Genomic DNA, 11,714 nt, shown 5'->3' with positions numbered 1-11,714 from the left:
CGGATACAGCCCCGCCCTGGACGGGCGCGGTCGAGGGAGGTCTTTGATGTTCCGGTTCGACGTGGATCCCACGATGCTGCTGGAGACCGAGGAACAACGCCAACTGCGCGCGGTTCTGCGGGACATGCTGGCCAGCACATGCGGTCCCGAGGAGGTCCGCCGGCAGATCGGGAGCCCGCGCGGACACGACCGGGCCCTGTGGGAGCGGCTCGCCGGTGAGATCGGTGTCCACGGGCTCGCCGTGCCCGAGGAGTACGGCGGTGTCGGCTGCACCTTCGCCGAACTCGCCGTGGGGCTGGAGGAGACGGGCCGGGTGCTGTGCCCCGCGCCCCTGCTGAGCACGGTCGTCCTCGCCGCGGGCGCCCTGCTGGACAGCGCTGACCGGCGGGCCTGCGCACGCTGGCTGCCGGGCATCGCCTCCGGCGCGCTCACGGCGACGGCCGCCGGGTTCCTGCATCCCGCCGGGGTGACGGCCGAGCGAGGGCCCGACGGCTGGGTGCTGCGCGGCGAGGCGGACTTCGTGCCCGACGGAGAGGGGGCCGATGTGCTGCTGGTGATGGCCCGCGCGCCCGACGGGGAGCGCCTGTTCGCCTGCGAGCCCGAGGAGTCGACCTGCGACCGTTCGGCCCGCCGGGTCCTCGACCCCACTCGCCGCCAGGCGCTGGTCCGGTTCCGGGGAGCGCCCGCCGAAGCGATCGGGGAGCCGGGGCAGGCGCCGGGGATCGTCGACGCGGTCCTCGACGCCGCCCGGGTGGCACTGGCCGCCGAGCAGGTCGGCGGCAGTGCGCACATCCTGGACGCTCTCCTCGTCCACCTGTCCCAGCGAACCCAGTTCGGGCGCCCCATCGGCTCGTTCCAGGCCCTCAAGCACCGGATGGCCGACCTGCTCGTCGAGGTCGAGGGCGCCCGGTCGGCGTCCGGTTACGCGACCGCCTGCCTCGCCGCCCGGGCGGCCGAGCTGCCGGTGGCGGCGAGCGCGGCCGCGGTGGCGTGCACCGGCGCCCAAGGGCTGGCCACCACCGAATACGTCCAGCTCCATGGCGGGATCGGCTTCACCTGGGAGCATCAGGCCCACCTCCGTCTGCGCCGGGCGCGGGCCGACGAGGCACTGTTCGGCACCGGCGACGACCACCGCCTGCGCCTGGCCGGCCTCCTCGGTCTGTCCGGCCGGACCGCCTGACCGCCACTCGACCGCCCCGGACCGCCCACCGGCCCCAGTCCATTGACACGGGCAACCACTGCCCACAGAATCGAACTCAATTCAGTTCAGTTTGGAGGAGCTCATGTCAGTCGAAGACGAGATCCAGTTCGAGCGCGACGGTCATGTCGCACGGGTCTGGCTGAACCGCCCGCACAAGAAGAACTGCGTGACCGTGCCGATCCTGAACCGGCTCGACGAGATCATCACCGAGGTCGACGCGGACCCCGAACTGCGCGTGCTGGTGCTGCGCGGACGCGGCAACACCTTCTGCTCCGGGTTCGACCTGGACAGCCTCCAGGCCGACTTCGTCGGCAGCTCCACCGCCATCGAGGTCGCCGTGCTGTCCGCGAAGGTCTGCGACCGGCTCTACTCGATGAAGACGCCGTCGATCGCCGTTCTGGAGGGGCATGTCACCGCGGGCGGCTTCGAGTTGATGATCTCCTGCGACTTCGCGATCGCCGCGGACGACGCCCTGATCGGCGACTTCCACATCCGGCGCGCCCTGTTCGGCGGCGCAGGCCCCATCTACCGGGTGCCGCGCATGATCGGCGTCCGCAAGACCAAGGAGCTGATGCTGACCGGCAAGCTGCTGACCGGGGTCGAGGCCGCGGAGTTCGGCCTCATCAACTCCTCGGCGCCCGCGGACAAACTCGACGCCACGGTCGAGGAGTTCGCCGACCAGCTGATCGACAAGAGCCCGTTCACCATGTGGATCACCAAGATGACCATCGACCGCAGCCTCGACGCGGACATCCAGTCGCTGATGGTCATGGAGCACCTCGCGGTCGGCGTGATGCTCAACTCCGAGGACGCGGCGGAAGGCGTGGCGGCCTTCCTGGAGAAGCGGGAGCCGCAGTGGAAGGGCCGCTGAGCGCGGCGGAGGGGACCGGGAGCCGACTGCGCGGCTCCCGGTGTGCCGACTGCGCGGTGGCCGTCTACCCCGCCGAACCGGCGTGTCCGCGCTGCGGAGGACCGGCCGAGCCGGTCACGCTCTCCGGCACGGGCACGCTGTGGACCTGGACCGTCCAGCGGTACGCGCCCAAGTCGCCGCCGTACGTCCCCCCGCCCGCCGGATTCACGCCGTTCGGCGTCGGATACGTCGAACTGCCGGAAGGCGTGCGGGTGTTGGCCCGCCTCGACCTCGACCCCGAGGACCTGGAGATCGGGATGCCGGTCGTGATCGGCGCCGGGGACGGGGTGCCGAGGGCCGCGGGGGTGGCCGTATGAGCGGGGACGACGTGCCGAGGGCCGCGGGGGTGGCCGTATGAGCGAGGACGACGTGCTCGTCTGCGGCGCCGGGATCACCTCCTTCGCGCGTACCGGGGCGAGCGGCCGGCAGCTGGCCGTGCAGGCCGTACGGGCGGCCCTGGCCGACGCGGGACTGCCGTGGTCCCGGGTGCGGGCCGCTTACGGCGGCAGCGACGCCGCCGGCAACGCCGACACGCTGGTCGCCGAACTCGGCCTGACGGGAGTGCCGTTCGTCAACGTGCGCAACGGCTGCGCGACCGGCGGCAGCGCGCTCGTGTCGGCGGTGCACGCCATTCGTTCCGGGGCGGCCGATGTGGCCCTCGCCGTCGGCTTCGACAAGCACCCGCGCGGCGCCTTCGACCCACGGCCCGCGGACTGGGGGCTCGACGAGGCCTACGGACGCGACGGGCTCATGGTGACCACCCAGTTCTTCGCCATGAAGATCCAGCGGTACATGCACGACCACGGCATCACCGCCCGCACCCTCGCCCTGGTCGCCGAGAAGGCGTACGCCAACGGAGTGCTCACCCCGCACGCCTGGCGCCGCAAGCCGCTCGACGCCGACGAGATCCTGGCATCCGGAACGGTCGACGACCCGCTGACCCGGTACATGTTCTGCTCACCCGGCCAGGGTGCGGTCGCCCTCATCCTCTGCAGCCGAGCCGTGGCCCGCGAGCTCGGCGGCACTCCGGTCGCGCTGCGGGCAGCCGTCGTACGCACCCGCCGGTTCGGCTCCTTCGAGGTCTTCAGCCCCTGGGCACCGCCCGGCACGCCGACGAGCGTGAGTGCCGACGCCGCACAACAGGCCTTCGAGGAAGCCGGGTTGGGGCCGCGCGACATCGACGTGTGCCAGTTGCAGGACACCGAGAGCGGCGCCGAGGTGATGCATCTGGCCGAATGCGGGTTCTGCGAGCACGGCGAGCAGGAGTCGCTCATCCCCTTCGGGGCGACCCGGATCGACGGCCTGCTGCCGGTCAACACCGACGGCGGGTGCATCGCCAACGGCGAGCCCATCGGCGCCTCCGGACTGCGCCAGGTCCACGAGGTCGTGCAGCAGTTGCGCGGCCGGGCCGGCGAGCGGCAGGTGCCGGGGCAGCCCTCCGCCGGTTTCACCCATGTGTACGGGGCGCCGGGCGTCAGCGCCTGCACCGTGCTGACCCGTTGAGGGCCCGCCGAGAGTCCATCGACGGCCCGCCGAGAGGAGGATCATGGACGGCATACCCGCCCCGGACGACTTCCGCGCCGAAGCCCGGAGCTGGCTGAAGAGCGTGGCGACGGCACGTGCCGCGGATCGTGAGTGGGGCAGCGGCGACGACTCGGTGGCCGTCTTCGAGAACTGGACCGAGGCCGAGGAACGCGCCCGCACGGACCTGGCACGTGACTGGGAACGCACCCGCCACGATCAGGGCTGGGGCGCGCTCGCCTGGCCGCAGGAGTACGGCGGCCGCGAACTGCCCGCGCACTACGAGCAGTTGTACCGCGCCGAGGAGGCGGCCTTCGACGTGCCGCGACGCACCGAGATCTTCCCGGTGACCCAACAACTCGTCGCCCCCGCCATCCGTGTCTGGGGGACGCCGGAGCAGCGGCGCCGCTGGCTCCGCCCCATGCTCCGCACCGACGAACTCGCCTGCCAGCTGTTCTCCGAGACGGAGGCCGGATCCGATCTCGCCGCCGTCCGCACCCGCGCCGTGCGGGACGGCGACGGCGACGGCTGGATCCTGCGCGGCCACAAGGTCTGGACGTCCGGTGCCAGGGTCGCCACCTGGGGCGTGGCGGTCTGCCGCACCGACCCCGACGTGCCCCGCCACGCGGGCATCACCGTCTTCCTCGTCCGGATGGACGCGCCGGGCGTGACCGTACGGCCCATCCGCCAGATGACCGGCGGCGCCAGCTTCAACGAGGTGTACCTGGACGACGTCCACGTGCCCGACACCGACCGGCTCGGCCCCGTCGGCGAAGGCTGGCGGGTCACCCTCACCGTGCTCGCCGCGGAACGCCTCGACTCCGGCGGACTCGGCCTGGACAACGCCGACCGAGCCCTCGACCTCGCCCGACACCTGCCCCGCCCGCTCACCGGCGGCGAACGTCAGCAGGCGGCCGACCTGTTCGTCCACGCCCTCGTCCAGCGCCTCACCGGGCTGCGCGTGAACTCCGCGCTCGCGGCCGGCCGGGAACCGGGCGCCGAGGCCTCGGTCGGCAAACTCCACGCCACCGCGACCATGCGCGCCACCACCGACCTCGTCCAGCAACTCCTCGGGCCCCGGCTGGGCGCCGACACGGGGGAGTGGGGCACCTTCGCCTGGACCGAGCACCTGCTCGGAGCACCCGGCTACCGCATCGCCGGCGGCAGCGACGAGATCCAGCGCAACATCCTCGCCGAACGGGTGCTGGGCCTGCCCAAGGAACCGAAGGGACAAGGCCGTTGAGCGCCATCACCGAAGTGACAGCACTCCAGGAGCGCGTCCGTGGCCGCCTCGCCGAACGTCATCCCCACGAGAGGTGCGGTGATCTGCGCACCCTGCCCGGCGGCCACTCCGGGCTCACCTACTCGATCACGGCGGGGCCGGTCCCGTACGTCGTGAAGGCGGTACCACCGGGCCGACGCCCCGTCGGTCGCAACGACGTGCTGCGCCAGGCCCGCATCCTGTCCGTGCTCGCCGGATCACCGGTGCCCGTGCCGCGCGTCGTCGCCGTCGACCAGGACGAACCGGCCTGGTTCGCCATGGAGTTCGTGGGCGGCGAGGCGATCGAACCGGTCCTCGACGAGCACCGCCTCGATCCCGCGCTGTGCCGCCGCCGCATGCTCGCCCTGCCCGACGTCCTGCGCGCACTGCACGCCACCACGACCGGTGCCGAGGCCGCCCGGCCACTGGACCCGGCCGCGGAGTTGGACCGATGGAGCCGCACCATGCGCGCGGTCCCGCCCGAACTCCGTCCCGGCGCCGAGGACTTGCTGACCTCGCTGGCCGCACGGGTTCCCGACGGCACTCCCCCCGTCCTCACCCACGGTGACTTCCGTCTCGGCAACGTCCTGTGCCAGGGCGAACGACCGGCCGCCGTGGTCGACTGGGAGATCTGGTCCTACGGCGACCTGCGCATCGACCTCGCCTGGTTCCTCCTCTTCTGCGACCACCACAACTTCCCCGAGCTCGGCAGGCCCGTACCCGGCCTGCCCACCGAGGAAGAACTGCTCGCCGCCTACCTCGACGGCCGTCCCGCACCCCCGGCCCTCGACTGGTTCCGGGCCCTGGCCCGCACCAAGATGGCCGCGATCATGGGCCACAACCTGCGCCGGCACCGCGAGGGCACCCATCACGACCCCGACCAGGAACGACTGCCGCCGACCGTCGCGGCGATGATCCGCACGGCCCGCGACCTCCTCACCCGAAGGCCCTGAAGGAGCGCCACCATGGATTTCGCACTCTCCCCGAGGGCCGAAGAACTCCGCTCACGCATGGCCGCGTTCATGCAGGAGTACGTCCTGCCCGCCGAGCCCGTCCACGACCGCCAACTCGCCGAGGCCGACGACCCCCACCGACTGCCGCCGATCATGCGGGAGTTGAAGGAGAAGGCGCGCGCGGAGGGCCTGTGGAACCTCTTCCTCGCGCACGGCGACCGGGGCGCCGGCCTCACCAACCTCGAATACGCGCCGCTCGCCGAGCTCGCCGGACGGTCGGTGATCGGACCGGAGGTCTTCAACTGCTCCGCGCCCGACACCGGCAACATGGAACTGCTCTCCCTCTTCGGCACCGCCGAGCAGCAGGACCGCTGGCTGCGGCCCCTGCTGAGCGCCGAGATCCGTTCGTGCTTCGCCATGACCGAGCCCGAAGTGGCCAGCTCCGACGCGCGCAACATCCGCACCCGGATCACCCGGGACGGCGACGAGTACGTCGTCGACGGGCACAAGTGGTACACCTCCGGGATCCTCGATCCCGACTGCCGGCTCATCATCCTGATGGGAGTCACCGACCCGGACGCGCAGACGTACCGGCAGCAGAGCATGCTGCTCATCCCGCGCGAGACCCCCGGCATCACGGTGCTGCGCGACCTGCCGATGTTCGGCTACACCGACCGCTGCGGCCACGGCGACGTGCTCTTCGAGGGCGTACGGGTACCGGTCTCCGCGCTCCTGGGCGGCGAGGGCGACGGGTTCGCCCTGGCCCAGGGGCGGTTGGGGCCCGGTCGTATGCACTACGCCATGCGGGCGGTCGGATTCGCCGAGCGGGCCCTGGAGCTGATGTGCCGCCGCACCCTGACCCGCACCGCGTTCGGCGGTCCGCTCGCCGAACGCGGAGTCGTCCGGGAGTGGATCGCCCGCAGCCGGATCGAGATCGAGCAACTGCGACTGCTGGTGCTCAAGTCGGCCTGGCTGATGGACACCTCGGGCAACGCGGCCGCCCGTACCGAAGTCGCCGCGATCAAGGTGGCCGCGCTGGAGGTCGCCCACCGGGTCGTCGACCGCGCGGTCCAGGCGCACGGCGCCGCGGGCGTCAGCGACGACACCGTACTGGCACGGCTGTTCGCCATCACCCGGGCCCTGCGGATCGCCGACGGGCCGGACGAGGTGCATCTGCGGACGGTCGCACGGCGTGAACTGGCCAAGTACCCCGAGGAGTTGTCGAAGGCGTGAACGGACAGGAACAGGACGCCCGGACACACGATGCGCAGAATCCGGACGCACGGACGCGGGACCGGCAGATGCCGGACGCGTGGACACAGGGCGCGCAGCAGCCGGATGCCGGCACACAGGGCGCGCGGAATCCGGACGCGCGGACGCGGGACCGGCAGATGCCGGACGCGTGGACACAGGGCGCGCAGCAGCCGGACGCCGGCACACGGGACGCGCGGAATCCGGACGCGCGGACACACGATGCGCAGAAACCGGACGTCCGGATACCAGCCGCGCAGACCCGGCACGCGCAGGTCCTCAGCGGCCGGGTCGCCGTGATCACCGGCGGTTCCCGGGGGATCGGCCTCGGCATCGCCAAGGCGTACCGGCAGGCGGGCGCCCATGTCGTCATCGCCTCCCGGAAGCCCGACGGGCTGGCGGCGGCCCGCGAGGAACTGCTGCGCATCGACGGGGACGGCGAGGTCCACGAGGTCACCGCGAACGTCGGGGCGCCCGAGGACGCCGAGCGCTGCGCCCAGGAGACCGTGTCACGCCTCGGCCGCCTCGACGTCCTGGTCAACAACGCGGCCACCAACCCGTACATGGGCGATCTCCTCGACCTCGACCTGCCGCGCGCGGAGAAGACCGTACGGGTCAACCAGTACGGCATGGTCGCCTGGACCCGGAGCGCCTGGCAGGCGTGGATGGCCGAACACGGGGGAGCGGTGGTCAACATCGCCTCCGTCGGCGGACTCGTCGTCGACCCGCACATCGGCTGGTACAACGCCACCAAGGCCGCCATGCTGCATATGACCCGGCAACTCGCCTACGAACTGGGGCCGGTGGCCCGGGTGAACGCGATCGCGCCCGGCCTGATCAAGACCGAGCTGGCCCGTGCCGTCTGGGAGCCGAGGGAGCCGATCCTGACCGCGAGGCTGCCGCTGCGCCGGCTCGGGACGGTCGAGGACGTGGCACAGGCGGCCCTCTTCCTGGCGTCCGAGGCCTCGTCCTGGATGACGGGACAGACCCTCGTCCTCGACGGCGGGGCGACCGTGCTGCCGATCGGAGTGGAGGCATGACACCCGAGGCGCTGTTCTCGCTGCGGGGGCGGACCGCCGTCGTCACCGGGGCCTCCTCCGGCCTCGGGGCCCGGTTCGCGACGGTGCTCGCGTCGGCGGGCGCCACCGTCCTCGCCGCCGCCCGGAGGCTGGACAAGCTCAAGGCACTCGCCGACGAAGAGCCCGGCATCCACCCCGTGGTCTGCGACGTCTCGTGCGAGGAGGACCGGGTGCGGCTCATGGGGACGGCGCTCGACGAGACCGGCCGGATCGACGTCCTCGTCAACAACGCCGGCGCGCCCGGTGCCGTACGCGCCGAGGACGAGAGCGCCCACGACTTCGCCGACGTGCTGGCCGTTAACCTGGTGGCCCCCTTCCACCTCGCGCGCCTGCTGGCCGAGGCGCCGGAGCCGGACCGCGGTCGTACGCGATCCGTGGTGAACGTCTCGTCCGTGCTGGGCCTGGTCTCCGGTGCCCCGCTGGGCGGCGCCGCCTACGCCGCGTCCAAGGCCGGGCTCGTCGGGCTCACCCGGGAACTGGCGGGCCAGTGGGGACGGTCGGGAGTGCGGGTCAACGCCCTTGCGCCCGGCTGGTTCCGCTCGGAGATGACCGACGCGCTGTTCTCCGACGAACGCTCACGGCGGTGGGTCGACCGCGGCACGATGCTGGGGCGCGGCGGTGAGCCGGGAGAACTGGACGGGGCCCTGCTCTATCTGGCCTCGGACGCGTCCTCGTACTGCACCGGGCACGTGCTCACCGTGGACGGCGGGTGGACGGCGCGATGAGGGTCACGGTCGAGACCGACGGCGACGGACTGGCGCGGATCCGGATGTGCCGCGGGTCGGGCAACGCCATCGACCTCGCGATGGCCCGGGCCCTGCTGGACGCGGCCCGGGAGTGCGAGCGGACGCGGGCACGGGCGGTGCTGCTCACCGGGCACGGGCGCTCGTTCTGCGTCGGAGGCGACCTCAAGGAGTTCGCCACGCTGTCCGGGGAACGGGGGGAACGGCTGGCGGCGCATCTGGCCGACGTCACCGACGCGCTGCACGGGGCGCTGCGGATCCTCGCCGGGCTGGACGCACCGCTGGTGGTGGCCGCACAGGGTGCCGTGGCGGGCGCCGGGCTCGGTCTCGTGGCGGCGGCGGACGTGAGTCTCGCGGCGGCGGACGCCGGCTTCACGGCCGCGTACACGGCCATCGGATACACCCCGGACGCGGGGGTCAGCTGGTCGCTGCCCCGGCTCGTGGGGCCGCGGCGCGCCGTGGACCTGCTGCTGACCAACCGGCGCGTCACGGCCGCCGAGGCGCTGGGCATGGGCCTGGTGAGCCGGGTCGTCGAGCCGGAACGGCTGCACGAGGAGGCCGTACGGACGGCGGGCGCGCTGGCCCGCGGGGCCACCGAGGCGTACGGGACGACCCGGCGGCTGGTCGGCCGGGCGCTGACCGCGGGCCTGGACGAACACCTCGACGCGGAGGCCCGGCTCCTGGCCGAGGCCGCCGTGTCCGCGGAGGGCCGGGAAGGCGTGGCGGCGTTTCTCGGCGGGCGGCGGCCCGACTTCGCGGGACCCGGGCGCGCACGGCCGGACTCCGGATGAACGATCCGCCCGAATCTCGATTCGTAACCGACTTGAACTGGGGTCTACTCTCGGACGACCGGACGGTGATCGGAACCGGCCGTGGCGGAGAGGGAGAGACGATGGCAAGGGCGCGGATCGTGGATCCGGAGGAAGGGCCCAGGTCGAAGCGCGGCGCGATCCTCGTGGCGGCCGTGGAGCGGTTCGGGGAGGACGGCTACGAGAACACCAAGTGGTCGGACGTGGCCGACCGGGTCGGTATCGGACAGACCGCCCTGTACCACTACTTCGAGTCCAAGGCCCACTGCCTGCTCACCATCATGCGGCTCGAACTCCAGCGCTCCCACGACCAGTTCGTCGAGGCCACGGCCGACCTGACGGAACCGGTGGAGGAGGTGCGCGCGGCGGTGCGCTCCGCCTTCGCGGTCAGCGAGCGGGAGATCCGCCAGATGCGCATCCTGCAGGCCAACATGTCCCTGCTCGCCACCCCGCGCAAGTCCAAGCGCGAGGAGACCGAGCGCGTGGCGGCCCGCCAGCTGGTCCAGATGGTCGAGCGGGACTGGACGAACCTGCTGATGCGCGGCATGGCCAGGGGCGCCTTCCCGGTGCGTGACGCGCACACCCTCGGTCTCGCCGTGCTCGGGATGATCGTCAGCGTGTGGCGGTGGTACCGGCCGACCGGGGCGATTCCCCTGTCGGAGATCAGTGAGCTGATCGAGGGGTGCGTGGTGCGGATGGTCGCGGAGTAGTTCCTCGGCGACCTCCCGCCTCTTGTCGGTGGCGGGGTCGCTGCCTTACAGTCAAATTGAACTGAACTCAGGTTGTTTCCTGGTGTTGAGGGAGAGCGATCGGCAATGGTGCTTCGCGAATACATGGCCAGAATGGACGGCCAGGACCCGGAAAAGGCCCTCGAACTCCTGGAACCCGGCTTCCGGTTCCTCATCGCCCTTCCGGGCGGCCAACGGACCGGCACATCGCGCGAGGACTTCGCCGACTACATCGCCGGACGTGACGCCGTGGACCGCAGGCACGAGATCGTGCGGTACTGCGTCGACGGCGATGTCGAGACGGCGTACGGCTTCGTGGTCGACCAGGGCGTGACCACGGGAGCCTTCCTGTCCGCCGTACGCGTCTCGCCCGCCGGGCTCATGGCCGGCTACCAGTCCTTCTTCACCCCGGACTTCGACCTCGTGGACCGGCCGTGAACGCGCCGACCGGAACGCCGGCGGGGACGCCCGGGGAGTCGGAGGCGGGGACGGCGTCCATCTCCTCCGCCCCCTTCCTGACGACCTGGTTCGGCATCCTCGACAGCGACGACGCGGACCGGATCCTCGACCTGATCAGCGACGACTTCTCCTTCTCCATCCTGTTCTCCACCGGCGGCGACGCCGGCACCGACTTCCACGGCGGCCGGGCCGAGATGGAGGGCTACCTCGCCCAACGCGAGGTGGGCGTGCGCACCCACCACCCGCTCACCGCGTCCGCGGTCGGCCGGGACGAGCTGTACCTCGGAGAGGTCCGCAGGGCGGGCGTACCGGAGGCGACCTTCGTGGCCTCGGCGCGGCTGGACGACCAGGGCCGGGTACGGCGCCTGCTGATCGGGCGGTCGCCCGCGGTCCTTTTCACCTGAGGCACCTGAGGCACCTGAGGCACGAGAGACATGGCCGTGGCACCTGCGGCAACCGAGGAACCCGGGGAGGCGTGATGTACAACCTCGTCCTGCTGGCCGCGCGGCCGCCCGACTGGACGCACGAACGGTTCATCGCCTGGTGGCGCGGCGAGCACGCCGAACTCACCCGGCAGCTGCCCGGTCTCAGGTCCTGGCGGCACACCGACATCGACGCGGCCCTCGAACCGCGTTCGCAGGGCTGGGACGGTGTCTCCGTCCTGGGCTTCGACACCGCCGAGGACCTGCGCAAGGCACTGGAGAGTCCGCAGTGGGCGGCGGCCGTCGCCCAGGTCGGCGACATGCGCGGCCGCCGGATCGCCGTCATGGGCGGCGAGATGGAGATGTACGGCGGCTGA

Annotated in this window: 14 protein-coding genes; all 14 read left to right on the top strand. The window is 72.2% G+C overall.

The window, feature by feature from the left end; all coding sequences use genetic code 11:
- The first annotated feature begins 46 nt into the window (after nucleotides 1-46).
- The 14 genes from IOD14_RS27190 (at nucleotide 47) to IOD14_RS27125 (ending at nucleotide 11,714) form a co-directional block, all read left to right on the top strand.
- Nucleotides 47-1,180, top strand: a complete 1,134-nt coding sequence (locus tag IOD14_RS27190) for an acyl-CoA dehydrogenase family protein (RefSeq protein ID WP_212671793.1) — start codon at nucleotides 47-49, stop codon at nucleotides 1,178-1,180.
- A gap of 103 nt (nucleotides 1,181-1,283) precedes the next feature.
- A complete protein-coding gene (locus IOD14_RS27185) occupies nucleotides 1,284-2,072 on the top strand; it encodes an enoyl-CoA hydratase/isomerase family protein (protein ID WP_123987439.1) in 789 nt (262 codons plus the stop codon).
- Nucleotides 2,057-2,428 carry an OB-fold domain-containing protein gene (locus IOD14_RS27180; RefSeq protein ID WP_212671792.1) on the top strand — a complete coding sequence of 124 codons (372 nt, stop codon included), beginning with the start codon at nucleotides 2,057-2,059 and terminating at the stop codon, nucleotides 2,426-2,428. Before IOD14_RS27185 ends, IOD14_RS27180 begins: the two co-directional genes overlap by 16 nt.
- 37 nt (nucleotides 2,429-2,465) lie before the next feature.
- Nucleotides 2,466-3,614, top strand: coding sequence for a thiolase family protein (locus IOD14_RS27175; protein ID WP_123987437.1), 1,149 nt, complete (start codon nucleotides 2,466-2,468; stop codon nucleotides 3,612-3,614).
- A 43-nt stretch (nucleotides 3,615-3,657) separates the two neighbouring features.
- A complete protein-coding gene (locus IOD14_RS27170) occupies nucleotides 3,658-4,875 on the top strand; it encodes an acyl-CoA dehydrogenase family protein (protein WP_212671791.1) in 1,218 nt (405 codons plus the stop codon).
- Entirely contained in the window at nucleotides 4,872-5,846 is a 975-nt protein-coding gene (locus IOD14_RS27165) for a phosphotransferase family protein (RefSeq protein WP_212671790.1), read from the top strand. The genes IOD14_RS27170 and IOD14_RS27165 overlap by 4 nt, the downstream gene beginning before the upstream one ends.
- 12 nt (nucleotides 5,847-5,858) lie before the next feature.
- Nucleotides 5,859-7,079, top strand: a complete 1,221-nt coding sequence (locus IOD14_RS27160) for an acyl-CoA dehydrogenase family protein (protein WP_212671789.1) — start codon at nucleotides 5,859-5,861, stop codon at nucleotides 7,077-7,079.
- A 263-nt stretch (nucleotides 7,080-7,342) separates the two neighbouring features.
- Complete coding sequence (locus IOD14_RS27155; protein ID WP_212673407.1) at nucleotides 7,343-8,137, top strand: SDR family oxidoreductase; 795 nt, start codon at nucleotides 7,343-7,345, stop codon at nucleotides 8,135-8,137.
- Nucleotides 8,134-8,901 carry an SDR family oxidoreductase gene (locus IOD14_RS27150; RefSeq protein WP_123987433.1) on the top strand — a complete coding sequence of 256 codons (768 nt, stop codon included), beginning with the start codon at nucleotides 8,134-8,136 and terminating at the stop codon, nucleotides 8,899-8,901. The genes IOD14_RS27155 and IOD14_RS27150 overlap by 4 nt, the downstream gene beginning before the upstream one ends.
- Nucleotides 8,898-9,710, top strand: a complete 813-nt coding sequence (locus IOD14_RS27145) for an enoyl-CoA hydratase-related protein (RefSeq protein WP_212671788.1) — start codon at nucleotides 8,898-8,900, stop codon at nucleotides 9,708-9,710. The genes IOD14_RS27150 and IOD14_RS27145 overlap by 4 nt, the downstream gene beginning before the upstream one ends.
- 101 nt (nucleotides 9,711-9,811) lie before the next feature.
- Nucleotides 9,812-10,438, top strand: a complete 627-nt coding sequence (locus IOD14_RS27140) for a TetR/AcrR family transcriptional regulator (protein ID WP_123987431.1) — start codon at nucleotides 9,812-9,814, stop codon at nucleotides 10,436-10,438.
- A gap of 105 nt (nucleotides 10,439-10,543) precedes the next feature.
- Nucleotides 10,544-10,894 (top strand): nuclear transport factor 2 family protein, encoded by a 351-nt coding sequence (locus IOD14_RS27135; RefSeq protein ID WP_123987430.1) that lies wholly within the window; start codon nucleotides 10,544-10,546, stop codon nucleotides 10,892-10,894.
- Nucleotides 10,891-11,319, top strand: coding sequence for a hypothetical protein (locus IOD14_RS27130; RefSeq protein ID WP_249126080.1), 429 nt, complete (start codon nucleotides 10,891-10,893; stop codon nucleotides 11,317-11,319). Before IOD14_RS27135 ends, IOD14_RS27130 begins: the two co-directional genes overlap by 4 nt.
- A 74-nt stretch (nucleotides 11,320-11,393) precedes the next feature.
- Nucleotides 11,394-11,714 (top strand): EthD family reductase, encoded by a 321-nt coding sequence (locus tag IOD14_RS27125; protein ID WP_212671787.1) that lies wholly within the window; start codon nucleotides 11,394-11,396, stop codon nucleotides 11,712-11,714.

The organism is Streptomyces sp. A2-16 (assembly GCF_018128905.1).
In the GTDB taxonomy this organism is placed as follows: Bacteria; Actinomycetota; Actinomycetes; order Streptomycetales; family Streptomycetaceae; genus Streptomyces.
This window is presented reverse-complemented; position numbering and strand designations above follow the sequence as displayed.